We start from the raw sequence: 26,350 nt of genomic DNA, 5'->3' as shown, positions 1-26,350 counted from the left end.
CCCCAGGCACTGGAGTAGAGACATGTCTTACGAACCCATTTTCGATGCACTTCGCGAAACCCGGTTCCCCCTGGTCAACGGCTCCGGCGACATGCCGGCCGTTGGCTTCGGTACCTTGTTCAAGGATCTGGGCGTGACCACCCAGGCGATCACACACGCACTGGAAACAGGCTTTCGCCATTTCGATTGCGCGGAACGTTATCGAAATGAAGAAATGGCCGGCGTGGCCTTCAAGGCGTTTCTGGAGACAGGCAAGGCCCGGCGCGAAGACCTGTTCATCACCACCAAACTGTGGAACACCAACCATCGTCCCGAGCGGGTGTTGCCCGCGTTCGAGGCCAGCTGCCGGCGCCTGCAAGTCGACTACATCGACTGCTACCTCATTCATACGCCCTTTGCCTTCCAGCCCGGCGACGACCAGGACCCACGAGACGCATTCGGGCATGTCATCTACGACGGCGGCGTGACGCTGATAGAGACCTGGCGGGCAATGGAGCGCCTGGTGGATGAAGGCCGGTGCAAGTCCATTGGTTTGTCCGATATCACCCTGCAAGCCTTAAAAGAGATCGTCGCCCAGGCACGGATCAAGCCCGCCGTGGTGCAGGTCGAGTCCCACCCTTATCTGCCCGAATGGGAACTGCTCGAATTCTGTCAGGCCCACGGAATCATCGTTCTGGCGTTTGCGCCACTGGGCCATGGCATGGAGCCGAACGTACTGGAAGACGAGGTCATTACCGGCATCGCCCGGCGTCTGCAAAAGAGCCCGGCGCAAGTCGCACTGGCCTGGTCGGTACAGCGCGGCGTCGCTTTTCTGACCACCTCTGCAACACTGAGCCATATTCGCGAGAACTTTGATATTGCAACCCTGCCCCATCGGGCCATGCATGAAATCCGTGAGGATATTACGACGCGGATACGCTTCAATTCGGTGGTGGAAACCGGCGTGCCGGGATTCATCCCGCGCAAGAAGTAACACGCGACGAGGGGCGGCCCGGTGCCGGGCCGCCCTTTTTTACGTTTCTGTGAGGTGAAAACGATGGATGTTCTCCAGACCATGCGCTTCTTTACGGCGGTCGCCCAGAGCGGCAGCTTTACCGCGGCGGCGCTGCTGTTGGACACCACCACGACTAACGTTTCCAAAGCGGTTTCCAGCCTGGAGGCCAGGCTGAACACGCGCCTGATCAACCGCACGACCCGCCGCCTGGCGTTGACCGAAGCCGGGACCCGCTATTTGCAGCGCTGCGAGAAAATCCTCGAAGAGATCCGTGAAGCCGAAGAAGAAGCCGGCATCGCGCAAGTCGATCCCAAGGGCAGGCTGAAAATTCATGCGATGTCAGCCATCGGCAATCATTACGTGATCGACGCGATCGCCCGGTACAGGGAAATTCATCCTTCGGTATTGTTCGATCTGACACTGACCAATCGGCTGCCGGACATGATTGAAGAAGGCTATGACATGTCGATTGTGCTGGCGCGGGACCTCCCCGATTCGGGGTTTGTCGCTCAGCGGCTTGGCACGACTTACAGCATTCTCTGCGCGTCGCCGGCCTACCTGAACAAACGCGGAACGCCCGACTCGCCGGGTGCGCTTCATGCTCATGATTGTCTGAGAATCGTCAACACGGTCATGCCGGTTGAAAACTGGGTATTCGAGGGGCCCGAAGGCATGGAGACGATCAATACGCCCGAGTCGTCCTTTCACGTCAACACCGCCGATGCCATGACTGTCGCCCTCACCACCGGAATGGGTATCGGTGTTCAGCCTATAGCTTCCGCCGTCGCCGGACTCAGGGCGGGCACGCTGGTGCGCGTACTGTCGGACTATCACTTCGAAGCGTTGAGTCTGTTTGCCATCTACCCGTCACGAAAATACGTGGACGCGAAAATAAAGACCTGGGTGGAGTTTCTTAAAAACCACATCCCCGACTTGTTGGCAGCCGATGAAAAAATCGCCAGCCAATCAGAACATCGGTTTGGCTAGTGCCGCCGCAATGGAGTGTCGACCCTCCATCGTCTGCACCCCACTCAACCGTTCGAGCATCCAGCGCCCATCACTTGATACTGCAGCACGTGGCGTTGACCGCTGGAGTCTTCGTAGGTCATTTGCGCCGGAACCGGGCCACAGTCATTCGGGATATCGGTCACGGCAATGACCTTGTGAATGTCGAGTGGCGTTGAGTAGGTGTAGGGTTCGACAGGTGTGGCCGTTGCAGGGGTTTGACCCGCAAAGGCCGGCGCGCCGAGGCCGCCAAGGGCCATAAAAATCGCAACTTTTGCCAGGTTCATGATGTTCACCGTCTCGTTCCAGGTATGTTTGTATGGACCTCGCGAACCAAGGGCCATCTACGCCCTTGGTACAGCGGGTAGAGACGATGCTAAGTGTTTACCGCTCCCCTAAATAGCTGCCTTGCGGACATACACTGTTGTCAGATTGCGCATAATGCGCCACCGCACAGAAGTAGAGTTCGCCACTCAAACGCCCGCTTTCAGCTCAACCTTCGAGCGGCGCCACCACGGGTAACCAGACGCACACTTCAAAACCATCCGGCCGGCCCGTCGCAGGCGAGACCAGCACCATTCTTGCGTTGACCCCTTCGACAATGGTCCTGGCAATCGCCAGCCCCAGCCCTGAACCGCTGGCCTCGCTGTTGCCCCGCACGAATCGCTCGGTCAAGCGCTGCAACACCGGCTCTGGCACGGCCGGGCCACCATTGATTACCCGCAGCAGCGCCGACTCGGACAAACTCACTTCAACCGGCTGATCGGCCGCGCCGTACTTCAGTGCGTTCTCGATCAAGTTGCGCAGCAACACGCCGAAGGCATCCGGGTCGATGGCCGCATACACGCTGGCCTGTGCTGGAAGCCGCAACTCGACCCGGCCCCCGCTGCTGTGGTTCCACTCATCGACCCCATGGGCCAGCAGCGGAATCAGATCCTGCGGCGTTTCAGACAACAGCCCGCCGCCCTCGGCCTTGGCCAGTTGCATGAGTTTTTCCGACAGCCGCGCCAATTCGCGCAACGAGTTTTCGATCTTCGCCGCCCGCGTCCGCAGGGGGCCTTCAGGCGCTTCGTGGCGCAAGCGCTGAATCTGCGCGAGCGTCGCCGCCAGTGGCGTGCGCAGTTCATGGGCACTGTTGGCGGTAAAGCTGCGCTCGGCCTCCAGGGCCTTGCGAAAACGCTCCAGCAAATGATTGACCGCTTCGGCCAGCGGATCGATTTCCGCCGGCAGGCGCGCCACCTTGATCGGCGACAGATCGCCGACACCACGGGCCTCCACGGCCCGCCGATAGGCCATCACGCTGCGCAGGCTGATGCGCACAAACAACCAGATGCCCAAGAGGCTGACGGGGATCAGTGCCAATAACGGCAGCAACAGGGCAAACAAGGCTTCCCGCGCCGCTTCACGACGATGGCCCAGGGGTTCGGCGATCTCGATATACACCGTCTCGCGCAACGCACTGGCCCCGTACAAACGGTATTTTTCCGTCGTCGTGAAACCTTCCGCCGGCTGCTTGCTGAAGATCTCCGGGTTGGCGTCGTGGGACTGCATCAGGATCTGCCCCTTGCCATCGCGTACCAGGTACGTCAGGTATTCCTTGTGGGTTTTCAGCGGGGCGACATGCTGTGCATCGCGGGACTCTTCCCGGTTGCTGATTTCCAGCACGGCCAGCGGCAGGATGCGTTGCGCGGTTTCTTCCAGCGCGCTGTCGAACGCCTCGTTCAACTCATGCTGCACCACCCGCCAGGTGCTAACCGTCGCCCCCAGCCAGAGCAGGGTCATGCCCAGTGTCAGGCCGATGCCCAGGCGCTTCTGCAGGCTTGACGACTTCATGCCGACATCAGCCGATAACCCATGCCGCGCACGGTTTCAATCAGGTCACGCCCGAGTTTCTTGCGCAGTCGGCTGATGTAGACCTCGATGGTATTGCTCTCGATTTCTGCGCCAAAGGCATAGAGCCGCTCTTCGAGTTGCGACTTGGACAACAACGCGCTGGGGCGCTGGACGAAGGCCTCGAACAACGCCCATTCACGCGCCGTCAGGTCCACGGTCACGCCCGCTCGCTGCACCGTGCGCGCACTGATGTCGACCTGCAGCTCGCCCAGTTTGATTTGCGGGTTGGGGTTGCCGCTGTAGCGCCGGGCCACCGCCGCCACGCGGGCGGACAGCTCGAACAGGTCGAACGGCTTGACCAGGTAGTCGTCGGCCCCGGCATTGAGACCGGCGATGCGGTCGGAAATCTGATCCTGGGCGGTGAGGATGATCACCGGGGTCACATCCCCGGCCGCGCGCTGCTGGCGCAAAAAATCCAGCCCGCGACCGTCGGGCAGCATCAGGTCCAGCAGGATCAAGTCATAAGGCGTGCTGCGCACACTGTTGCGCGCGTGCTCAAGGCGCTGCACCCAGTCCACGGCATGGCCATCGTCGGCGATCTGCTCGCGCACCGCATCCCCCAGCCCCGGTGCATCCTCGACCAATAAAACCCGCATCTGGCACCTCCTGTGATGGTTGACGTATAGCACCTTAATCGCCGCACCTGACATGAATCTGAAGATTCAGCTGGTTGTCAGGATTGCACTTTAGGGTATGCCACAGACGCCGCCAACGGCAGGAGACAGATCATGAAATCAGGTTTTATGGCCAGTGCCGTGCTGCTGAGTCTTTCGCTCAGTGGTTATGCGGTGGCCGACGAAGACTGCAGCGACCCGGTCGCCGACTGGCAGCCGCGCGAAACGTTGCGACAGCAGGTTCAACAGCAATATGGCTGGAGCGTGCAGCGCATCAAGGTCGACGACGGCTGTTACGAAATCCGGGGCCTGGATCGCAAGGGCAACGCGATCGAAGCCAGTTACTCACCGGCATCCCTGCACCTGCGCAAGCTGGAGATCCGCTTCAAGGACGACGGCGATGGCGGGGATTACCTCACTCGCCCCGTGACCGAATGACGACCTGCCGAGCATTTATTCCCGGGTTTCAGGTTGCTGTCAGCAAGCAGGTTCAGGCTCTCGACCAGACGATCAAAAGGACATTCCCATGAAAAAGATCATTGCAGCTACATGCCTCGCCGGCGCCATTGCCCTGCCAGGCCTCGCCCAGGCCCGGGAGGTCACCCTGACCACTCAACTCAAGGACTACAGCGGTAATGGCGCTTACCTGGCGATTTATGTCACCGACGGCAATGGCCAGTACCAGAAAACCCTCTGGGTCGCCGGCAAAAAGGCCAAGTACTACAAGCACTTGGGCGATTGGGCCCGCGGTAGCGGGATGAACCCGAGCGAGTTCGACGGCGTCAGCGGTGCCAGCGTCGGCAGCGGACGCACGCTCAAAGTCAGCGTTGAACTGGCGGATACGTTGATCGATGCCGGTTACCAGATCCGAATTGATAGTGCTGTCGAAGACAAGCGTGACGTTCGCGCCGATGTCAGTGTCCCGCTGACCTCCAAAGGCGCCGGCAAGCCGGCAGCCGGCAGCACCTACGTCGAGTCCTTTACCTACGATCTGTAGCACCTGCCCGATCCGGAGGCTGAACATGCTTCGCCAGCTCCATTCGCTACCCGGCCTGATCGCCGCCCTGTTGGTCATGATTCTGGCCTTGAGCGGCGCCATGCTGTCGGTCGACCCGGCCCTGGAACGCCTGCATCAGGCGCCAGTCGCCAGCGGCCAACTCAACGTCGGCCAACTGGCCGGACGCGTTGCCAGCCACTTCTCCGGCGTGGAGCAGATTCAACGCAGTGCGTCCGGGACCGTGATCGTCTACTACAACCAGAACGGTCAGGCCGGTGCCGAAACGGTCGATCCCCTGACCGGCCAGGGCCTTGCGCCCTACCAGCCTTCCGCCTTTTCACGCTGGATGAAAGACCTGCACCGCTCGCTGTTCCTCGGTACGCCGGGGCACGGTGTGGCCGGTGCAGGAGCATTGTTCATGCTGTTGCTGTCGGTGTCCGGGGCGCTGTTGCTGGCCCGACGCCTGGGCGGCTGGCGTAACCTGTTGCGACCCATTCGTGGCAACTTCAGTCAGCGCTGGCATGCCGAGGTCGGGCGTCTGGTGTTCGTGGGCCTGATGCTCTCGGCGCTGACCGGGACGTTTCTGTGCGCCACCACTTTCGAATTGATTCCGGACGGCAGCGCGATTGAACCGGCGTTCCCCGCCCATGTCAGCGCCGGTCCGGCCATGCCGGTGGCCAACCTGCCGGCCTTGCGCAACGTCGACCTCAATGACCTGCGCGAACTGGTCTACCCCAGCCCTGGCAACCCGCAGGATGTGTATTCCCTGCGCACGGCCCAGGGGGACGGTTATGTCGATCAAGGCAACGGCGCTCTGCTGTCCTATCAAGCCCATGACTCGACGCGCGCGCTCTACGAACTGATCTACCAATTGCACACCGGGCAGGGCCTCTGGTGGCTGGGCCTGTTACTCGGCGTTTGCGCCCTGAGCGTGCCCTTGATGAGCGTTACCGGGATTGTGTTGTGGTGGCGCCGCCGCAAGGCCGGCCCGAACATCCGCCACAACAGCCCCGCCCATTCGGCCGACAGCGTGATTCTGGTCGGCAGCGAGAGCAACAGCACCTGGGGCTTTGCCAAGACCCTGCACGACACCCTGCACGCCGCCGGGCACAAAGTGCACAGCGCGCCGATGAACAGTTATGCGAACAACCTGGGGCATGCCCGACAAGTGTTCATCCTGACCGCGACCCACGGCGACGGCGACGCACCGGCTTCGGCCTCGCAGTTTCTGGCGCGCCTGGCCAAGAACGGCCTCAAGCCTGGCCTGCCGTTTGCGGTACTGGGTTTCGGTGATCGCCAATTTGCCCGGTTCTGCCAGTTCGCTCATCAGGTTGAAGCGGCGATGCTGCAGGCCGGCGGCACACCGTTGCTGGCGCTGGAGACCATCAACCGTCAGTCCTCCCAGGAGTTCAACCGTTGGGGCCAGAAACTGAGCGCTGTCATGGGCCAGGAGCTGTCGCTCAATCACATCCCCGACCGCCCGCGCACCCATCAATTGCAACTGGTGGAACGCATCGCCTACGGGCAACAGGTCAACGCACCGACCCACGTCCTGCGCTTCAAGGCCGTGGGCGACCTGCCGTGCTTCGAGGCCGGCGATCTGGTGGGCATCGTACCGCCTGGCAGTACCGAGCCACGGTTCTATTCCCTGGCCAGCAACTCGGACGACGGCATGCTGGAAATCTGTGTACGCAAACACCCGAATGGCGTGTGTTCAGGCTTCCTCCATGAGCTGCCCGAGGGCGCACCGATCGAGGCCTTCATCCAGCCCAATCCGCATTTCCGGCCGGCCTCGGGCAAGCAACCGGTGATCCTGATCGGTGCCGGCACCGGTATCGGGCCGTTGGCCGGTTTTATCCGCAACAACAAGGCCCGGCATCCGATGCATCTGTACTGGGGTGGACGCCACCCGGCGTCGGACTTTCTCTACGAGCCCGAGCTCAACCGCTACCTGGCGGACCAACGCCTGACCCGGTTGCAGGCCGCGTTCTCCCAAGTGCAGGATCGCAGCTACGTGCAAGACCGGCTGATCAGCGATGCGCTGGCCTTGCGTCGCCTGATCGAAAAAGGCGCCCAGGTATTGGTGTGTGGCAGTCGCGAGATGGCCAAGGGCGTGATGCACGCCCTCGATGAAGTCTTGGCCCCCCTCAACCTGAGCGTGCTGACGCTCAAGGCACAAGGACGCTACCTTGAAGATGTCTACTGAGCTGCAACGCTACAGCCTCAACGGCGAGACCATGGGCAGCCGTTACACCGCCCTGTTCTATGCAGAGCCGGACTTGTCGACCGAGGCCATCCATCACAGCCTGGCGCGCGCCGTCAGCCGGGTGGACCAACAAATGTCGACCTGGAAGCCGGACTCCGACCTCAATCGCCTCAATGCCGCGCCCGAACAGCAATGGGTAGCCGTCCCCAAGGAGCTGATCACGGTGCTGTCCACGGCACTGCGAATTGCCCGGCAATCGGGAGGAGCCTTCGATATCGCCGTCGGTGATCTGGTGCAAGCCTGGGGATTCGGTCCCGGCGAACCGATCGTCACGCAACAGCCCCTCGAAACGCCGGAGCCGTGTACCCGCACCTCGGCCAGTGCCGCGCTGGAGGTGGACCCGCAACGCAATCAAGTCCGCAAACGCGCACCGCTGACCCTGGATTTGAACGGCATCGCCAAAGGCTTCGGCGTCGATGAGCTGGCGCGTTGCCTGGAGGGCTGGGGTATCACGAACTACCTGGTGGGCATCGATGGCGAGATGCGCGCCCGGGGTGTCAAACCCGGTGGCCAGTCATGGGTCGTGGCGCTTGAAAAACCCAACCGTGGCGTGCGCGAAGTGATGGGGGTGATGGAGCTTGGCGACGCGGCCATCGCCACCTCGGGCGACTATCGGCACTGGGTCGATGTCGCAGGTCAGCCTTATGCGCATACCATGAATCCGGCGACCGGCGCCCCGCTGTGCAACCCGCTCGCCGCCGTCACCGTGGTCGCCGCCAACTGCATGCTTGCCGATGCCTGGGCCACGGCGCTGATGGTGCTGGGTGAAATCGAAGGCCCGCGACTCGCTCAAGAACGCGGGATGGATGCCTTGTTCGTGTTGCGCGACGGTGAGCAGTTCAAGGAAATATCGATTGCCGGCGGCAAACGACAGGCGCAGATTGAAACGCGCTGAAGCGGCCTGGCGAAGTCCTGCCTTATGTATTGATCCATCTCCTGACAGTGAGTCCCCCCTACGATGAAATTCATGCACCGGCATACCGAGTCTCACCGAAGTGATCGAATTGGCTGGCTGCGCGCCGCCGTGCTGGGGGCCAACGACGGGATTGTCTCCACCGCCAGCCTGCTGATCGGTGTCGCGGCGGCCAGTGCCAGCCATTCCACCCTCCTGGTGACCGGGATGGCGGGATTGATGGCCGGTGCCATGTCCATGGCTGCCGGTGAATACATCTCCGTGCACTCCCAGGCCGACACCGAACAGGCAGACCTGTCGCGCGAACGGGCAGAACTGGCCAGCGACCCGAAAGCCGAGCACATCGAACTCGCCAACATCTACATGCATCGGGGCGTCTCACCGGCACTGGCCCATCAAGTGGCCGACCAACTGATGGCCCATGACGCGCTGGGCTCCCACGCCCGAGACGAGCTGGGCATCAGCGAGACCCTGACCGCCAAACCCGTGCAGGCAGCCCTGGCCTCGGCCGCCAGCTTCGTCTCGGGCGCCGCCTTGCCGCTGGCCGTGACCTTTGTCGCGCCGGAGCACAGCGTGGGCTTATGGATAGCGCTCATGTCGCTGGTGTTTCTCGCCGCGCTGGGGGCCATTGCCGCCAGGGCTGGCGGTGCCAGGGTCATGATCGGCGCCTGGCGAGTGACCTTTTGGGGCGCTCTGGCCATGGGGGTGACCGCCCTGGTGGGGCGTTTGTTCGGCGCAGTGGTCTAGCGCACGATGCCTTCATGAAAAAACGGCGCCCCCCGGTCAAAGGGGGCGCCGTTTTTTTTAGGCCTTCACTCGCCAAGGCCCTTTTTCAACTCAGACAAGCTTGAGCGTGACATTGATGTTATTGCGCGTGGCTTTTGAATACGGGCAGTACTTGTGCCCGGTGTCCACGAGTTTCTGCGCGGTTTCACGGTCCAGCCCCGGCAGGCTGACGTTCAGCCGCGCCTGAAGCAGGTAGCCACCTTCATTGGTGCCCAAGTCGACTTCGGTATCGACGGCCACGTCCTTGGGCAGGGCAACTTTCAGTTCCTTGGCCGCGACGCCCATTGCGCCGATGAAACAGGCTGACCAACCGGCGGCAAACAGTTGCTCGGGGTTGGTGCCACCGCCCCCCGCGCCGGGAGACGACAGCTTGATATCGAGAATGCCGTCGGAACTGCGGGAGGCGCCGTCGCGGCCGCCCGTGGTGTGGGTTTTGGCGGTGTACAGTACTTTGTCGAGCTGGGTCATGATGGTCTCCTGATTGAAATGTGGTGTATGCACCTTCAGGTGAATCAGAAAAACGGCCTTGCGGCCTGATACCCGTCATTCATACCGACCTGTGGCGAGGAAGCTTGCTCCCTCGCCACAGGGTTATCGCTATTCTGGGGTCGCTGCATACCGGCTACGAACCCGGTCCTTCAATATAGACCGCGCTGGAAAACCAGACGCCCGATCCGACAGAAGTCACCTCCCCCGTCATTTACGCGCCAGCTTGTACTTCACGCAGTCGTTGTAAAAACTCTGGCGCACCGCCTCGGGTTTGAACCGGGTAGGACTGTCGTAGGTTTGCTCGGTAATGCCCATGGCCATCATGCGCATCCATGACTTGGAAAACTTGTACGAGTGGATTTTCTGCCGCGCCGCATACAGTGAAACCCCCGCCAACTTGAGCTCCTGGGCTCTTGCCGCCGTCCCCGCCCCCCAACTGCACATGTAGCGATCATTGGGCATCAGTTCCCTGGCCTGGGCAGACATTGCAAGGCCTGCAACGCCGAACGAAATCAGCGCGATCCGAATATTGCGCATTTACACTCCACCTAACCACCTGAAAATCCGGCGATTCTGGCGACAGGCGAAGCACTTGGGGGCCAGCATAATGCCTTTTCTGCAATGCACTGCGCTGGCACCCTATGGGCAAATCCGACCCCGTCGCTCTATGATTGAGCCCCATGACGACCTCTGCTCCGATCCGCCAACCTTGCCCACCCGGTGTCTGTGACTGCGGGCGCGACCCGTTGCTGGAAACTCCGGGAGCGGACGTGCGCATCCTGTTTCTGACCCGAGCCGAAGAAAAACGCCTGATCGACCGCCTGGAAAACCTGCAGAGCCTGACCGACCTGGAGCACGTGAAACGCCGGATGTTCGAGCAACTGGGCATTCGCGTGGAGATCGCCCCGGGTTTCAACGAGGTGCGGACCATGCGTGGTATCGCCATCCAGGTGGGCGAACTGCCGGGACTGTGTCGCAAGACCCGCGCCTCGATCCCGGCGGCGATCCGCCGCGCCATGGAAAAGCGCCCGGAAATCGCCTACGAGTTGCTCAACGCCAACGACCTGTTGCGGGATACATGATGAACCCCGTTCTCGAATTCCCCCTCACCGACGAAATACTCACCGACTTCGCGCTGGCGATCGGCACTGACCTGCAGGGCTATCGCAATCATGTCTATCGGGTGTTGAATTTCTATAGCGCGGTCAGCGGCATTCAGGGCCTGCCGTGCGACGCGGTGCAGATCGCGGCGGCGTTTCACGACCTGGGCATCTGGACCGATAACACCCTCGATTACCTGCCGCCCTCGATTCGCCTCGCCAGCGAATACCTGGACACCACGCAACGTTCAGATCTGAAAGAACACGTGAGTGCATTGATTCTCGAGCACCACAAAGTGCGCCCCTATCGGTTGGCGCATGCAACAACGGTCGAGCCTTTCCGCCAGGCCGACCTGATTGACGTATCCCTCGGCCGGGTCCGTTTCCGTCTGCCACGAGCATTCATCAAAACCGTGCAAACGACTTTTCCCGATCACGGGTTTCACGGGATGCTGATCAAGCGCTCTGTCCGCCAGTTCCTCCGCTCCCCGCTGCGCCCGCTGCCCATGTTGCGCTGGTGAAACAGGCGTTCAGTCCCGCCCTTGAACAGGCTTCGAAACAGGATCAGCGGTCGTACGCGAAGCCCTGCCCACTGCTATGCCTTCACATGGGAGATCGTGTTGCAAACCAGCCAGGACGGAGCTGGAACCCCCGTGCGGCCCTGGTCCCGGCGCCAACCAGGTCCGCCCAGGCAAACCGGTGCCAATCCGCAACAGGAGGTGGCCGATGTTATTCATAGTCAGTTGGTCGATCAGCCCGGACAACCGCAATGCCGCAATCGAGCGCTTTCTCAAGACCGGCGGCGCTCCACCGGCAGGCGTCACCATGAAGGGACGCTGGCATGCCGTGGGCGGTTCGGCCGGCTTTGGCATTGCCGAAGCCAGTGATGTGGTGCCGATTCAGCAATGGGTGCTGAACTGGAACGACCTCATGAGCATGGAAGTCCACGCAGCGTTGACCGATGAACAGATGGCGCCGCTGCTGGCCGCCACTGTCGGAAAATAGAAGCGCTATCCAGGCGGCGGGCCCTGCTCGCCGCCACAGCCCTTCCCCATCACGCAGTGCGCGTGATCGAGGCCTTGAAGGCAAGGCCCCTCGTCGGCATCGCCCAAAGATTCTGCGACGAATACCCTCTCAAATCCGTGTAAGCATCCTGAAACACCACAACTGATTACTGGATATTTCGCAGTTCATACCTACGCTCATTCGCGGGGGATCCCAAATCACAGTGGTCGGGGGACTGCTCCAAGGTACTCACGTCAGTACACAGGATCTCGACATGAACCGGACACAATTATCCTCACTGTTCGCTCTACCGATACTGATGTCTGCAATGGCTCTACCCTTCATGGCACACGCCGCCGATAAACCTCCGAATATCGTGGTGATCATGGGCGATGATATTGGCTGGTCAAACATCGGCGTCTACAACCAGGGCATGATGGCTGGTCGTACCCCCAACCTCGATCAGCTCGCCAATGAGGGCATGCGCTTTACCGACTATTACGCCGAAGCCAGTTGCACGGCTGGGCGCGCCAACTTCATCACCGGGGAACTGCCGATCCGCACCGGCATGACCACCGTGGGCCAGGCCGGGTCGCCGGTGGGTATCCCCGCCGAAGCCGTGACCATCGCCACCACCCTCAAGGCCATGGGTTATGCCACCGGCCAGTTCGGCAAGAACCACCTGGGCGACCTCAATCAATTCTTGCCCACCGTGCACGGTTTCGATGAGTTTTTCGGTTACCTCTATCACCTCGACGCCATGGAAGACCCGGCGCACCCCAATTATCCGAAGGAACTGCTGGACACCGTCGGCCCACGCAACATGGTCCACAGCTGGGCCGCCACCACCGACGATACGACGGTCATGCCGCGCTGGGGCAAGGTCGGCAAACAGAAAATCGAAGACGCCGGCACGCTTTATCCGGAACGCATGAAAACCGTCGACGAGGAGATTCGCGACAAGGCGTTCAGCTTCATCGACAAGGCCAAGTCGGACAACAAACCGTTCTTCGTCTGGCTCAACCCGACCCGCATGCACATCGTCACTCACCTCTCCGACAAGTACGAAGCCATGCGTAACGCGCAAAACGGCTGGTCGGAACAGGAAGCCGGCATGGCGCAGCTCGACGATATCGTCGGTGACGTCATGGCCAAGCTGAAAAAAGACGGCATGGACGACAACACCATCGTGATCTTCACCACGGACAACGGCGCGGAAAACTTCACCTGGCCGGATGGCGGCACCACCCCGTTTGCCATGGGCAAAGGCACCGTCATGGAAGGCGGGTTCCGGGTGCCGGCCATCATTCGCTGGCCGGGCAAGGTGCCGGCCAATCAGATTGCCAACGGCATCATGTCGGGGATGGACTGGTTCCCGACCCTGGTCGCGGCGGCAGGCAACCCGAACATCTCCGCCGAACTGTTGAAAGGCAAGCAACTGGGCGATACCACCTACAAGGTTCACCTGGACGGCTACGATCAGACTCCAATGATCACCGGCAAGGGCCCGTCGAACCGGCATGAAATCTTCTACTTCGGCGAAAGCGCCCTGGGTGCGGTACGCATCGATGATTACAAATATCGCTTCATCGACCAGCCTGGTGGCTGGATGGGCGCCAAAGTGGCCGTCGATGTGCCGATCCTGACCAATCTGCGTCTCGACCCGTTCGAACGCATGGGATGGCCGGAGAATCAGGCCGCCCAAGGTTCGCAACAGTACTTCGACTGGTTCAAATTCCAGTTCTGGCGTTTCGTGTTCGTGCAACAACAGGTGGCCAAACTGGCTGAAACCGCGATCGAGTTCCCGCCCATGCAAAAAGGCGCGAGCTTCAACCTCGATTCGGTCAAGGCCAAGATCGCTGCAGCCAGGGCGGAGATGGCCAAGTAACGCGTCGAATTCACGGGTGGCCGAGGCTGGCCACCCGCGTCTCTGACGGACGTTTATCGACGTAATAAGGAATTCGTATGCAGACAAAAACCTGCGCCCTGCCTGCCGCCACGCTGCTCGCCCTGTGCTGCCAACAAGCCTGGGCCGGCGGCATCATGCTCTACGAAATCGGTACCGATAACACTGGCCTGGCCAATGCCGGTGCCGCCGCCAGGGCCCAGGGGCCCTCGACGATCGCCAGCAACCCGGCGGGCATGAGCTACCTGCCGGGCACGCAAATCACCGCCGGCCTGCAAGTGCTCTATGGCGACCTGAGCTTCGATCGCGACGCCAACACCAATGTCCCGGGCAGCGGCAGCGGCAATGCCCTCGATCCGATCCCCGGCGGCAGCTTTTTCGTCACCCATCAACTCGACGACCACTGGAGCGTCGGCTTCGGCCAGTACGGCGACTTCGGTCTGGCGGTCAATTACGACAACGACTGGTCCGGGCGCTACTTCGCGCAAAACGCCAGCCTGCTCGGCGTGTCGATGGTGCCGAGCGTGGCCTACCGCTTCAATGATCAATGGTCAGTCGGCATCGGCGTGAAAGCCATGTACGGCATGCTCAAGGCCGACACCGCCATCTACCGCTCGCCTTTCGGCCTGACCGACCGCAGCGACGGCCAGTTCAAGTACAGAGACAACGATTGGGGCTTTGGCGCCAACGTCGGGGTGATCTACGCCCCGCAACCCGGCACCCGCCTCGGCCTGACCTACACCAGCAAGGTCGATCTGAATTTCGAAGACAAGCTGGACGTCAAGGGCGACGGCCCGGCACTGCGACGGCTGGACAACGCCAATACCCAACTCGACATGACAGTGCCGCAGACCGTCACCCTCAGCCTGTTCCAGCAACTGGACCGGCAGTGGGCCTTGCTGGCATCGGTCAACTGGCAGGACTGGTCGGAGTTCGGCCAGATCGCGACCCAGATCGATACCACGGCCAACAACGCGCGATCGACCACGGTCGATGCCGGTTTCAAGGACACCTGGCACCTCTCCCTCGGCGCGCAATACCAGGCCACCCAACAGCTGTTATGGAACGTCGGTGTGGCTTACGACAGCAGTGCCGTGTCGGACGGCAATCGCACGGTCACCGTACCGATGGCCGAATCCTGGCGCATTGCGACAGGAGCCACCTATGCTCTTAGCAAGGACACCGACGTTAACGTGAGTTGGGCGATGGTCTGGCTGGGCGACATGCCGGTGGATCAGACCAAAACCGTCTCGGGCAGTCGGCTTTCCGGTCAATTCGACAACGCCTGGATTCAAGCGGTGACCGGAAACATGACCTGGCGTTTCTGATTTCTGCTGACGAAGAAAACGACTTTATCCAAGGAGCACACAGCACTATGAACCTGTCCCGAAACTTGCTCATCGGCGTCGCACTGACCGGCCTCCTGCTCGGCGGTTGCACCTCGAAAGTCACCGAGAAGACGCAATACTCCGGCTACCTGTCCAGCTACAACAACCTGAAAGAAGTCGAAACGCCCAGCGGTGGTACGGCGATGCGCTGGATAAGCCCGTCGTGGAACCCCAATGCCTACGACACGGTAGCGTTCAACAAGCTGGAGCTGTATCCGGCGCCCAAGCCCGATGAGCGGGTCAACCAGCAGACGCTCACCGATATCCAGAACTACATGACCACCAAGACCAAAGGCACGCTGGGTCAGAAATACCGCGTGGTGACCACGCCGGCCTCGGCCCCCAAGGGCTCGAAACTGTTGATCATGCGCGCGGCGATCACCGGGGTGAATGCCGAAAACGAAGGCATGAGGTGGTATGAAATTGTTCCTATCGCCGCTGTCGTCGGTGGTGTCAGCGCCGCGACCGGCCACCGGGACCAGGACACCACCCTGTTTATCGAAGCCGAGTTTATCGACGCGAAAAGCAATCAGACCGTGGGCAGGGTTGTGCGCAAAGTGTTCGGCAGCACCCTGGAAAATGATAGCCAGAAGATCACCGCCAAGGATTTCAAAGCGGCCATCGACAAGCTGAATTCCGACCTTCAGGTCTTCATCACCAAACCTCAAGCAAACTGATTACTGCTTCATGCCGACCCGCCGACGCATGTCGGCGGTGATCGACTGCCTGGTTTTCTTCAGATCCGCCCACGGCTCATTGCCGACCTCGGCCAGGCGTTCATGCAGGTTATGAATGTTCCACTGGTTGCCGCCCTTGAGCGACTCGACCTCTTCACGAAAGATCGGCACCGACACCGGCAAGCCTTCGCGAGTACGCGCGGCATAGGCGCAGATGGTGGTCGCACCCAGACCGTTGCGCAGGTAATCGATGAAAATCCGCCCGACCCGATTCTTCGGCCCCGACACGGCGGAAAACCGCTCCGGCAGCAGTTTGGCCATGTGGCTGACAATCGCGTGGCTGAAATCCTTGACCTCATCCCAGCCCAGCTTGCGGGTCAGCGGCACCACCAGGTGAATGCCCTTGCCTCCACTGGTCTTGAGAAACGCCTTGAGCCCCAGTTCATCGAGCACCGAAAGGGTCAGTTGGGTCGCCTCAACCATGCGCTTCCACGGCAATGCCGGGTCCGGGTCGAGGTCGAGGACGAAGCGGTCGGGCTTGTCGAGGTTGTCCGACGTGGCGTTCCAGGTGTGCAGTTCCACCATGCTCATCTGCACCGCACCGATCAGCGCTTCGGCGTTGTTGATGACCATCATCGGCTGGCCGGTGAGTTTCGGGTCCAGGGTGGTGATGCCGGGAATGGCCAGGTGCTCGGCGTTTTTCTGGAAGAACAATTCGCCGGCAATCCCGTCCGGGGCCCGCACCAGCGCCACGGGGCGGTCCTTGAGCTCGGGCAAAATCCACTCGGCAACGCTGGCGTAATATTGCGCCAGTTGCATCTTGGTGGTGCCACTGCTGGCATCGATGATCCGGTCCGGGTGGGTGATACGGACCTTGCCCTTGTCCAGGCCGATTTGGGAGGGCGCAGGGTCGGCGTTCTTTGGCGCGGCAGTGGTTTTGGCAGCGCCGCTTTTTTTCTCAGGGGCAGTTTTCACGGTCGTCGCTCGCTCCTCGGTGATGTCTTTGGCAGGCTTGTCGTCACGCAAGCCATGGAACACGGCATGGCGTACCGAGCCGTCTCTGGTGATTTCGGCAAAGGCCACTTCCGCGAGCAGCCGGGGTTTGAGCCAGTGCACCGTCTTGAACTCGGCACCCTCGGGTGGATTGACCACGGCCGGTTTTTTCGTCTGCAAGGGTTTGAGCTGGTCGTGGAGGCTGGCGAGGGTCGCCTCGGTAAACCCGGTGCCGACCTTGCCGGCGTAGCGCAACTCACCGCTGTCACGGTCATGCAAACCCAGCAGCAACGCGCCGAATGCACTGCGCGAACCTTTGGGATCAGTAAAGCCGACGATGACGAATTCCTGCCGATGCTTGCACTTGAGCTTGATCCAGTCGCTGCTGCGCCGGGACACGTAAGGCGACCCAACGCGCTTGCCGATCAAACCCTCCATGCGCATCTGGCAGGCGCTGTTGAGCAACGCCTGCGGCTCTTCGTCAAAGCCGTCGGAGAAACGCAGCAAGGGGTGATCAGTGGCCTTGAGCACTGTCGCCAGCGCAGCCCGGCGTTCTTCCACTGGCACTTCGCGCAGGTCCACGCCGTTGAGGTACGGCAGGTCGAACAGGTAGTAGACAATGTGGTCGCTGCGACCGGCCTCGAAGGCATTTTGCAGGGCCTGGAAGTCCGGTACGCCCTCCTCGTCCACGACGACCATCTCGCCGTCGAGCCATGCCGATTCGAGGTGCAGGGCGGCCAATGCCTCGGCCTGGCCGGGCAGCTTGTGGGTCCAGTCGTGGCCGTTGCGCGTGAAGAGTTTGACCTCGTCGTGGTCGATGCGGGCCATGATCCGGTAACCGTCGAACTTGACCTCATAACGCCACTGGCCATCCGGGACCTTCTCCACCAGCGTCGCCAGTTCCGGCTTGATCAACTCCGGCAACCCGGCTTTGCGCGCGCCGGTCAGTGGCCCGGACTTCTCCTTGCGTGCCGGGGTGACCGGTTTCTTGATCGCTTTGGCCTTGGCGGGTTTGCCGGCCCCCGACGCCTTGGCCACGATGCTGCGTTCGCTGAGCACGCTGTCGGGCTCAGCGGCTACCACGTCGTAGTCGGCTTCCGGTCTGGCCGCACCGTCCTGATGCTTGATCAGAAACCATTGCTCCTGCTTGCCCGGCATGTGCGTGCGCACCAGGTTCCACAGGCCGGCGAGTTTCTCGCCTTGCAGCTCGAACTTGAGCCGGCCCTTGGCGTAAGCCTGGGCCGGATCGTCCTGGGGAATCCACACGCCGCGGTCCCAGACGATCACCTCCCCTGCGCCGTAATGCCCCTCGGGAATGCTGCCTTCAAAGATGGCGTAATCGATGGGATGGTCTTCGACGTGAACCGCCAGGCGCTTGACCTTGGGGTCCAGCGACGGGCCCTTGGGCACCGCCCAGCTCTTGAGCACGCCGTCGAGTTCCAGGCGGAAGTCGTAATGCAGGTGCGAAGCGTCGTGCTTCTGGATGCAGAACTGTAGTGCGTGCGCTTTACCCTTGCGCTTTCCTTTTGCGGATGTGGCGACACCCGAGGGTTCGGGGCTCTCTTTGAAGTCCCGCATGTTGTTGTACTTTTCGAGTGGCTTTTCCACGGTGCCCTCCACGTGAGTGAAGACAAGATTGACCTTCTGTTGTCTTGAGACTCCTGCGATGCATGGGAAGGTTCAACCGATAAGCCGCGTTTTTCTTTGAGCACGGAGTGAGCATCTGCACGGGTAATTCATCGGCATGGATATCCATCGGTTCAGTGGCGAGCCAGATGGAGCCGATGCACATCATCGCAGCAGATCCCGAACCCGTTTATGGACGAGCCACCGGTTCCACTCAAAGAGTTGATTTACATCAACGAGCACTTTACCGCCTTCATTAAATTAAAAATGCTCAAGTAGTGCTTTCCAGAGAAAGCGTGTTTTTTTTGGGGGGGGTAATTAACCAAGGCTGGGATCGCCTGACTCTTCAATTGGAGATTCCTCATGCACAAGAGAGTTCTCGTTTCGCCCTCCGAACTGGACGAATTGATCACGCGTGAGCCCGTCGTGCTCATCGACACCCGAGATGCTGCGAGTTACGCCGAGGCCCACCTGCCGGGCGCGGTAAATATCCATGAGATATTCACCTACCTGGCCACCACCACGCCCGAGGGGCTGACTGCATTGAACGATGTATTCATCCAGGCGTTTGCGAAGGCAGGCTTGTCTGGCAGGGAGGTGGCGCTCGTATATGAGCAGTCCATGACTACCGGCTTTGGGCAGTCCTGCAGAGGTTATGTGCTACTCCGCTATCTCGGTTACCCTCGCGACAAGATCAAGATTCTGCATGGCGGCTACAGCGCCTGGCGCAACGCAGGCCTTCCCAGCACCAGTGAAGCTTCCGTGCCTGCCCCTGCCACGTTTCCTTCTACCAATGGGGAGCGCAGCCTCTTCGTCAACCTGGACGAAATGAAGCGGATAGTTGCCACCCCCAACATAGTAAAGCTCGACGTACGTGACGTTGATGAATGGATTGGCGAAAGCTCATCGCCCTATGGAAAAGATTTCTGCCCGCGCAAGGGCCGCATCCCTGGCTCCGTCTGGCTGGAGTGGTACCGGATGATGAAGCCGACCGCTCAGGGACCGATGTTCAAGTCACCCAGCGAGATTCTCGCGGAGTGCGCTACGGTCGGAATCGGCCCCGATACGCCTGTGGTCGTTTTTTGCTTCAAAGGCGGGCTTCCAATACCTTTGTGGCATTGGAAGAAGCCGGAATCAGGAACGTTCGCCTCTACCTGGGCTCCTGGAACGAATGGTCCCGAGATTTGACGTTACCCATTGAAGAAGGCCTTCCCTATTAGAAACACTTGCAGCCAGCGAGGCTGGTTGCCCTGCGCGAAACACTGCAGGACTGCTGCTCGTAATGATCTGAACCGTCAGCGGCATCGCGGCCGGAGTGTGAGCGGCGGGCTGATCTTCGTTCCAACACTCATCTACTGCGCCGGGTTTACCCAGCACATGGCGGCCAGCGATACACCAGCTAAAAATGGATCTTTTCGTACAAATGCCACTTGGAGCGAATTCCATACCAACAGTCCACGATCAGCATGTGGACATCACTTCAGGATATTGCTACTCCCGGTAAGCACTATTGAGCCAAGCGGATTCGAATCTGTTTTTCAATCTCGATGATCGCAAAGAACGTAACGCCAATCCCGATGATCAGTACGCCATCAAAGAAAGGGATCGCTTCAGTTGCAAAAACCCTTTGCAGCGGTGGCGCATAAGTGATGGAAAATTGAGCGACGGTCACCACTGCAACGGTCATCCAGATGACCTTGGTGCCACGAATGCCCTTCCAGGTAAGCGACGTGCTGTAGAGATTGCGAATGAAGAACAGATGAAATATTTCCATCACCACCAGCGTGTTGACCGCAATCGTGCGGGCCAATTCAATTGAGTAGTCACGGTCGAGCGCATACGAAAAAATACTGTAAACACCACAGAGAAATAAAATAGAAACAAGCATCATATGCCAGACCAAAGCACCGCTTATAAGTGGCTGTGTACGTGAACGGGGTGGTCTGCGCATGGTGCTTTCTTCGGTAGGCTCGAATGCGAGCGCGATGCCGAGTGTCACGGCGGTAATCAGGTTGATCCACAGAATCTGTATCGGCGTCACCGGCAGTGTAATGCCGAGTAGCAACGCGACGATGATGGTCATGGTCTCGCCAGCGTTGGTGGGGAGGGTCCAGCTCAGCACCTTCTTGATGTTGTCGTAGACTGTCCTCCCTTCGCGCACCGCAGCCACGATGGACGCGAAGTTGTCATCTGCCAGCACCAGGTCTGCGGCTTCCTTGGCGGCTTCACTGCCTTTTCCACCCATGGCGATGCCGGCATCGGCGCGCTTCAGCGCTGGTGCGTCGTTAACGCCATCGCCGGTCATTGCCACTGTCATGCCATTCGATTGCAACAGCATGACCAGCCTGAGCTTATGTTCAGGGCTGGTACGCGCAAAAATATTGACGTCTTTTACCGCCTCTTTGAGGTCGGTATCGCTCATGGCGTCGAGGTCTACGCCAGTCAGCACCCTGTCGGGATTTTGCAGGCCAATCTGGCGACCGATGGCAGTAGCGGTGCCACCATGATCGCCAGTGATCATTTTTACGACAATGCCCGCCGCCTGGCATTGCTGAACGGCCCTGATCGTCTCTGGTCGGGGCGGATCAATCAGCCCAACCATCCCCAGCAGCGTCAACCCTCCTTGCACATCCTCAAACTCCAACACGGTTTGCTCGGGGGGGACTGATCTCATTGCAAATGCCAGCACACGCTGCCCCTTGGCAGCAATGGTGTTTGCCTGTTCGTGCCAGTAGTTCGCGTTGAGCGGTTCAGTCCCGCCAGCGTTTACGAACTGCTTTGTGCACATGGCCAGTATCTGCTCTGGCGCGCCTTTCACATAGATAGAGGCGTGTCGGGCATGGTTGTGATGCAGGGTCGCCATAAATCGGTGCTTCGCATCAAACGGAATGGCATCGGTGCGGGGCCAGGCCTGATGAACTTCATCGCTGACGATTCCGGTTTTTCCGGAAAATGCCAGCAACGCACCTTCCATCGGGTCACCCTCGACCTTCCATAAGTCTTCATGCTGACGCAGCACAGCGTCGTTGCACAGGCAGGCTGCTCGCCCCAATTCCGCCAACGCTGGATGAGACGATAGGTCGACCGGCCGATCCGCAAGACTGATGCTTCCCGCTGGCTGATAACCTGCGCCGTCGACCGTGTAGATGAGGTCTTGCGTGACGACCGATGCCACCATCATTTCGTTACGTGTGAGTGTGCCAGTCTTGTCAGTGCAGATAACGGATACCGAGCCCAGCGTTTCGATGGCCGGCAGGCGACGCACAATGGCATTGCGGTGTGCCATCGCCCTGACGCCGACAGCCAGCGTAATGGTAAGGACGGCGGGCAGCCCTTCAGGTATCGCTGCTACCGACATCCCCACCACGACCATGAAGATCTCGGTGAACTCGTAATGCCCGACATAGTGACTGAACACGAGCAACAGGCCGCTGACTAACAGGATCAAGATCGTCAGCCAGCGCGCAAATACGTTCATTTGCTGAACCAGCGGGGTAGTCAACGTTTCTACTTCTGCAAGTAAAGTGCTGATGCGTCCGATCTCGGCCGCTGTGGCGGTAGCCACTACAACTCCTGTTGCTTGTCCGCATGTCACGAGTGTGCCGCTAAATGCCATGCAAGCACGATCACCCAAGGGCGCTTCAAGGCCCACAGGCCTGGTATTTTTTTCTACGGGTATGGATTCGCCGGTAAGAATGGCTTCTTGAATCTGAAGTCTGTTCGCGTGCAGCAGGCGTAGATCAGCAGGCACTTTGTCGCCGGACTCCAGCAATACGATATCGCCCGGTACCAACTGCTCGCCTGCAATGTTCGAGCGTTCGCCAGCACGAATGACTGCGGCTCGTGGTGCCAGCATTTGTCGAATCGCATCCATGGCTTTTTCCGCTTTGCCTTCCTGGACATAACCAATGATTGCATTTGCAATCACCACCGCCAGAATCACCACCGTATCCCACAGATGTTCCAGCATCGCGGTAATCACAGCGGAACCCAGAAGCACATAAATCAGAATGTTGTGAAATTGCAGCAAGAATCGCAGCCACGCAGGTCGACGTGCTGCCTCTGGCAGACGGTTGAAACCAGTACGGTCAAGACGGGCTTGTACTTGGGCTGCCTGCAGCCCGACATGCTCGTTGACCTCAAGCAGGTTCGTTACCTGATCTACAGGCAGGGAGTACCAGGCCTCGGAATGCGGGAAGATTGATGTTTGCTCATCTGCTGCGTCGACCACCTGCTTCATCAATGATTATCTCCTGTGCGCACAACTCAACTGGGAGCCGAGGTGCCCATGAGCGGGGTGGGTGTATCTGAACGCTGAAAAATCGTTCCCTTGTTATCAAACCGAGCACTCGACAACGTCTGCGCCAAACTCTGTTTTCCACTTGCAGGGGCCCTTTTTGTTGGAAAACGCAGAGCCTTGGTGTGAAAGTCATTATGGAGCGTTCTGTTGACAAACTGGTTATAGTGTTTAATTCCTATTGATGGGTGATCAATCAGCGGGAAAAACCGCCACACCACCCAATGAAGATATTGCTGGAGACAATACAGCTAGCTGCTTTTTAAAAAAAATGGCTAATAGCGAAAAATCATGAAATGAGTCCGTTGCGACCAAAACAAGTCATAAAGTCCGCCTACACCCCCCCTTCGCTACGACTAACTTAATTGTAGTGGTCAACTAATCCCGGACACGACGTTAAGTTTTCCTTCGGCCCGAGCTGGCGCTAGCCCACCGTTGAATTGATGAGGTCGGTATCAGATATGAGCGGCACGTCAATCAACCCTCGAAAAATAGAGAGTGTCCGGCACCAACAGAGGACTTGGAAGGAGCACCTTGGCAATGCCATAAGACAAGGTCGTTTTGGGCAGATCTGCTAATCATTGAGTGCTAGCAGGTGGTCGTCATTCTGGAGTCTATAATTTGGGGCGAGTGCGGTTGAACCCAAACACCGCAATCGGTTGACTTATCAGATTCAGCTCGCCCCTCCCCCCACAAAGGCAGCTCGAAATGAAAAACTCAAAATTGGCGGTGCTCATCCTCGCTGCTTCGCTTTCCCCCACTTGGGCGTTAGCAGCCGAGCAATCTCAAGTGACCCAGACGCAGCAACAAACGCCGAATATTGCCGAGTTCGATAAGCAGATGGCTCAGGCGCAAGAAACCTTCCAGAAGATGCAGGCACAAATGGAGAAAATTCAGCAGACCCAAGATCCCCAACAACGGCAGAAGCTCCTTCAGGAGCATTGGAATACGATGCAAAGTGGAATGAGCATGATGAACGGTATGTGGGGGCCGGGAATGATGGGGTGCTGCGGTGGTGGAGCCATGATGGGAAATGGACACATGATGCGTGGTGGCCACATGATGGGGTGGCAGGACTACTCGAACTTGCCCCCGGAGCAAAAGAGTCAACGCCAGTACATGATGGACCGGTACACGGGTATGCAGCAGATGATGATGAATCACATGATGTGGCACCAAAACTATATGCAGGGGCAGCAACCAGCCAAGCCTGGAAAGTAAAGTTTGTTAGCTGTTTTGATTGCGGAGTGTATTCTCCGTTTAACTCGGGACGCATTATTAAACTTTGCCCTTTCACCTATGGCATGCGGCTGGCACGGTAATGGCCATCCGCTTGTAGGGCTAAGTACGATGTCCATACAGATCTACTGCCCCACCAAGCTGGACGCTTTGCTTCTCAAACCCGCTCGACAAAACGCAATGCTGCTAGGTACGTATACGGGTTATGCCGCCTTGACCGTGCCAACGATATAAAACTCATGATCGCATCCGCTTGTTTACTCCTGCGAAGAGCCAGTTCGAGCGGGCTAAATATTATTTCAGGAGCTGTTTGCGGATACTCAACAGTTCGCGATGGCGCTCCTCACTGGTCTTTGGATATGACATTTTCAGTCCATCCAGCACATCTGAAAAAATCTGAGAGACGATTAGTCGGGCATTTTTCTTGTCATCGGCAGGCACAATATACCAAGGTGTCTCGGTCGTACTCGTTGCACTAAGACATTTTTCGTACGCCTGCATGTAGTCTTTCCAATACGTGCGCTCCTCGATGTCGGCAGCACTAAATTTCCAGTTTTTTTCCGGCTTATCGATGCGATCAAGGAAGCGTTTTCGTTGCTCTTCTTTCGAGAGATGAAGAAAGAATTTTACAACTCGGGTTCCGTTGCCTGAGAGGTGTCGCTCCAAATTGGAGATCGAACGATATCGGTCGCGCCAGACTGTACTCTTGTTTTCAAGAGCATCCGGGAGCCCCTCGCTTCGGAGAATCTCAGGATGGACACGGGCTATCAATACCTCCTCATAATACGATCGGTTGAATATGCCAATCCGCCCGCGCTCCGGTAAATCACGTGTAGTTCGCCAGAGAAAGTCGTGCTCCAATTCAGCCGCGCTGGGATGCTTGAAGCTGAATACTTGGCAACCTTGCGGATTAACCCCCGACATCACATGCTTGATGGCACCATCTTTTCCCGCCGCATCCATCGCCTGGAAAATCAGCAGAACGGCATAACGATTGGACGCGTAAAGAAGCTGTTGCTGCGCGCTCAATTGCGCAACATGCGCTCTCAAAAGCTTGCGATATTGCTGTTTTGATTTGTAGAAGGGTTCCACCTTAGTCGGCCACTTACGGAGATTGACCGCGTCGCCTTCCCGAACTTTAAAATCCTCTGAATTGATTTTCATATTCCGCCTTTCGGTGCCGCCGGCACGATTACTGGTTGCCTTGAAGCTGCATTGGGAACTCGCCATCTGATCATCGCAACCTTCAAAGTGTCGTTCAGAATTAAACAGGAGAACAGCGCATAACCGAATATTGCGAGCATCTGCCATCCAGGCAAAGGAGCGAGCCCCTTAATTCCTACGAACATCAGGACTGTTCCCGCAATGGCGTCCGCTATTAAAGCTGACATGAAGGTCTAGGCTAGGCTAAAACCAGCTGCGCTCTCGAGCAGACACGACTGAGAAAATGGCGAAGTAGAGGAAAATCCCATCGGCATTGAAAACGCCCGGACAGACGGCCCGTGCGGCCAGGCGGGGGGTGCGCTCCAGTGCTTATACTCAACCGGTGTTGACTCACTCTGGGAGAGCAATCATGCGCACGGTTCACGTCATCGACGCCGGAAATGTACCTGCGCCGGTCAATGTCGTTGGCGAGACGATCACCATTCTCGCTGGCGGCGACCTGAGTAAACCCTTTGAGGTGCATATCCAGGAGGGTGTGCAAGGTGGCGGACCGCCCCCGCACTTTCATCCGTGGGATGAAGCGTTCCTGGTCATCGATGGCCAGGTTGAGGTGACGGTGGAGGGCAAGGCCACGACCATCTCGGCCGGAGGCTATGTGCACATCCCCGGCGGCTCGGTCCATGCGTACAAGAACATCAGCCCTACCGCGAGAATGATCGGCGTGGTGTCCGACCCGCGAGGCGGACAGTTCTTTGCCGCGATGGACCGCTTCAAGGTGCCCGACGACCTGCCACGGATCTTTGAAATCGCCAAGCGCTATGACGTTACCTTTCTGCTGCCCAAGCCGGATGCCACTTCAGCAGGCTGACCGCGTTATCGTTCTTCGCGGGCAAGCCCGCTCCCACAGGGATTTTGGGGCGGCCACGGTTCCGTGTTCACCGCAGATCAAACTGTGGCAGCGAGCCTGCTCCGGGCGGCGTTCCGACGATGGCGTCCTG

Annotated in this window: 24 protein-coding genes; 16 read left to right on the top strand and 8 right to left on the bottom strand. The window is 59.2% G+C overall.

What is annotated here, in order from left to right; all coding sequences use genetic code 11:
* Nucleotides 1-22: 22 nt before the first annotated feature.
* Nucleotides 23-973, top strand: coding sequence for an aldo/keto reductase (locus tag ACX3YF_RS20185; protein WP_130208889.1), 951 nt, complete (start codon nucleotides 23-25; stop codon nucleotides 971-973).
* Between the two features lie 63 nt (nucleotides 974-1,036).
* Nucleotides 1,037-1,981, top strand: coding sequence for a LysR family transcriptional regulator (locus ACX3YF_RS20180; RefSeq protein ID WP_458974853.1), 945 nt, complete (start codon nucleotides 1,037-1,039; stop codon nucleotides 1,979-1,981).
* Nucleotides 1,982-2,025: 44 nt separating this feature from the next.
* On the opposite strand, the gene ACX3YF_RS20175 is transcribed toward ACX3YF_RS20180, so the two are convergent.
* The 3 genes from ACX3YF_RS20175 to ACX3YF_RS20165 form a co-directional block, all read right to left on the bottom strand.
* A complete protein-coding gene (locus ACX3YF_RS20175; protein WP_458974152.1) occupies nucleotides 2,026-2,286 on the bottom strand; it encodes a DUF2790 domain-containing protein in 261 nt (86 codons plus the stop codon).
* A gap of 205 nt (nucleotides 2,287-2,491) precedes the next feature.
* A complete protein-coding gene (locus ACX3YF_RS20170; RefSeq protein WP_458974151.1) occupies nucleotides 2,492-3,832 on the bottom strand; it encodes an ATP-binding protein in 1,341 nt (446 codons plus the stop codon).
* On the bottom strand, nucleotides 3,829-4,488 hold the full coding sequence (locus ACX3YF_RS20165) for a response regulator transcription factor (protein WP_130208895.1): 660 nt from the start codon (nucleotides 4,486-4,488) through the stop codon (nucleotides 3,829-3,831). Before ACX3YF_RS20165 ends, ACX3YF_RS20170 begins: the two co-directional genes overlap by 4 nt.
* Before the next feature lie 132 nt (nucleotides 4,489-4,620).
* On the opposite strand from ACX3YF_RS20165, the gene ACX3YF_RS20160 reads away from it, so the two are divergent.
* From ACX3YF_RS20160 to ACX3YF_RS20140, 5 genes are all read left to right on the top strand, one after another.
* The gene (locus tag ACX3YF_RS20160) at nucleotides 4,621-4,944 is read left to right on the top strand and encodes a PepSY domain-containing protein (protein ID WP_130208897.1); all 324 of its coding nucleotides are present in this window, start codon (nucleotides 4,621-4,623) and stop codon (nucleotides 4,942-4,944) included.
* An 88-nt stretch (nucleotides 4,945-5,032) separates the two neighbouring features.
* Nucleotides 5,033-5,503, top strand: a complete 471-nt coding sequence (locus ACX3YF_RS20155) for a DUF2271 domain-containing protein (protein ID WP_047530486.1) — start codon at nucleotides 5,033-5,035, stop codon at nucleotides 5,501-5,503.
* A gap of 25 nt (nucleotides 5,504-5,528) precedes the next feature.
* Nucleotides 5,529-7,709, top strand: coding sequence for a PepSY domain-containing protein (locus tag ACX3YF_RS20150; RefSeq protein WP_458974150.1), 2,181 nt, complete (start codon nucleotides 5,529-5,531; stop codon nucleotides 7,707-7,709).
* Nucleotides 7,699-8,664 carry an FAD:protein FMN transferase gene (locus ACX3YF_RS20145; RefSeq protein WP_458974852.1) on the top strand — a complete coding sequence of 322 codons (966 nt, stop codon included), beginning with the start codon at nucleotides 7,699-7,701 and terminating at the stop codon, nucleotides 8,662-8,664. The genes ACX3YF_RS20150 and ACX3YF_RS20145 overlap by 11 nt, the downstream gene beginning before the upstream one ends.
* Before the next feature lie 63 nt (nucleotides 8,665-8,727).
* Nucleotides 8,728-9,429 (top strand): VIT1/CCC1 transporter family protein, encoded by a 702-nt coding sequence (locus ACX3YF_RS20140; protein ID WP_130208901.1) that lies wholly within the window; start codon nucleotides 8,728-8,730, stop codon nucleotides 9,427-9,429.
* Nucleotides 9,430-9,519: 90 nt separating this feature from the next.
* Here the strand turns inward: ACX3YF_RS20140 and ACX3YF_RS20135 are convergent, their stop codons facing one another.
* Nucleotides 9,520-9,936: an organic hydroperoxide resistance protein gene (locus ACX3YF_RS20135; protein ID WP_130208903.1), complete on the bottom strand. Its 417-nt coding sequence runs from the start codon at nucleotides 9,934-9,936 to the stop codon at nucleotides 9,520-9,522.
* Between the two features lie 228 nt (nucleotides 9,937-10,164).
* Nucleotides 10,165-10,494 carry a hypothetical protein gene (locus ACX3YF_RS20130; RefSeq protein WP_103405421.1) on the bottom strand — a complete coding sequence of 110 codons (330 nt, stop codon included), beginning with the start codon at nucleotides 10,492-10,494 and terminating at the stop codon, nucleotides 10,165-10,167.
* Between the two features lie 143 nt (nucleotides 10,495-10,637).
* Between ACX3YF_RS20130 and ACX3YF_RS20125 the strand changes: the two genes are divergently transcribed.
* The 6 genes from ACX3YF_RS20125 to ACX3YF_RS20100 all read left to right on the top strand — a co-directional run bounded on the left by ACX3YF_RS20125 (nucleotide 10,638) and on the right by ACX3YF_RS20100 (nucleotide 16,033).
* A complete protein-coding gene (locus ACX3YF_RS20125) occupies nucleotides 10,638-11,039 on the top strand; it encodes a hypothetical protein (protein ID WP_130208905.1) in 402 nt (133 codons plus the stop codon).
* Nucleotides 11,039-11,578 carry a phosphohydrolase gene (locus tag ACX3YF_RS20120; RefSeq protein ID WP_130208907.1) on the top strand — a complete coding sequence of 180 codons (540 nt, stop codon included), beginning with the start codon at nucleotides 11,039-11,041 and terminating at the stop codon, nucleotides 11,576-11,578. The genes ACX3YF_RS20125 and ACX3YF_RS20120 overlap by 1 nt, the downstream gene beginning before the upstream one ends.
* Before the next feature lie 205 nt (nucleotides 11,579-11,783).
* Nucleotides 11,784-12,062, top strand: a complete 279-nt coding sequence (locus ACX3YF_RS20115) for a DUF3303 domain-containing protein (RefSeq protein WP_130208909.1) — start codon at nucleotides 11,784-11,786, stop codon at nucleotides 12,060-12,062.
* A gap of 274 nt (nucleotides 12,063-12,336) precedes the next feature.
* The gene (locus tag ACX3YF_RS20110; RefSeq protein ID WP_130208910.1) at nucleotides 12,337-13,950 is read left to right on the top strand and encodes an arylsulfatase; all 1,614 of its coding nucleotides are present in this window, start codon (nucleotides 12,337-12,339) and stop codon (nucleotides 13,948-13,950) included.
* A 77-nt stretch (nucleotides 13,951-14,027) separates the two neighbouring features.
* Complete coding sequence (locus tag ACX3YF_RS20105; RefSeq protein ID WP_458974149.1) at nucleotides 14,028-15,296, top strand: OmpP1/FadL family transporter; 1,269 nt, start codon at nucleotides 14,028-14,030, stop codon at nucleotides 15,294-15,296.
* A gap of 47 nt (nucleotides 15,297-15,343) precedes the next feature.
* Nucleotides 15,344-16,033, top strand: coding sequence for a DUF3313 domain-containing protein (locus ACX3YF_RS20100; protein ID WP_204149851.1), 690 nt, complete (start codon nucleotides 15,344-15,346; stop codon nucleotides 16,031-16,033).
* Here ACX3YF_RS20100 and ligD read toward each other — a convergent pair whose 3' ends face one another.
* Nucleotides 16,034-18,634, bottom strand: a complete 2,601-nt coding sequence (ligD, locus tag ACX3YF_RS20095) for a DNA ligase D (RefSeq protein WP_458974148.1) — start codon at nucleotides 18,632-18,634, stop codon at nucleotides 16,034-16,036.
* 381 nt (nucleotides 18,635-19,015) lie between these two features.
* Between ligD and ACX3YF_RS20090 the strand changes: the two genes are divergently transcribed.
* On the top strand, nucleotides 19,016-19,840 hold the full coding sequence (locus ACX3YF_RS20090; protein WP_458974147.1) for a sulfurtransferase: 825 nt from the start codon (nucleotides 19,016-19,018) through the stop codon (nucleotides 19,838-19,840).
* 319 nt (nucleotides 19,841-20,159) lie between these two features.
* Here the strand turns inward: ACX3YF_RS20090 and ACX3YF_RS20085 are convergent, their stop codons facing one another.
* Nucleotides 20,160-22,892, bottom strand: coding sequence for a cation-transporting P-type ATPase (locus ACX3YF_RS20085; protein WP_458974146.1), 2,733 nt, complete (start codon nucleotides 22,890-22,892; stop codon nucleotides 20,160-20,162).
* A gap of 765 nt (nucleotides 22,893-23,657) precedes the next feature.
* Between ACX3YF_RS20085 and ACX3YF_RS20080 the strand changes: the two genes are divergently transcribed.
* Nucleotides 23,658-24,170 (top strand): hypothetical protein, encoded by a 513-nt coding sequence (locus tag ACX3YF_RS20080; protein ID WP_130210017.1) that lies wholly within the window; start codon nucleotides 23,658-23,660, stop codon nucleotides 24,168-24,170.
* Nucleotides 24,171-24,482: 312 nt separating this feature from the next.
* Here the strand turns inward: ACX3YF_RS20080 and ACX3YF_RS20075 are convergent, their stop codons facing one another.
* Nucleotides 24,483-25,352, bottom strand: a complete 870-nt coding sequence (locus ACX3YF_RS20075; protein ID WP_130210015.1) for an ADP-polyphosphate phosphotransferase — start codon at nucleotides 25,350-25,352, stop codon at nucleotides 24,483-24,485.
* Nucleotides 25,353-25,761: 409 nt separating this feature from the next.
* Between ACX3YF_RS20075 and ACX3YF_RS20070 the strand changes: the two genes are divergently transcribed.
* Entirely contained in the window at nucleotides 25,762-26,220 is a 459-nt protein-coding gene (locus ACX3YF_RS20070; protein ID WP_130210013.1) for a cupin domain-containing protein, read from the top strand.
* Nucleotides 26,221-26,350 lie beyond the last annotated feature (130 nt).

Source organism: Pseudomonas fluorescens group sp. PF-69 (assembly GCF_054481235.1).
The sequence above is the reverse complement of the archived record's forward strand: the minus strand, read 5'-3'. Positions and strand labels throughout refer to the sequence as shown.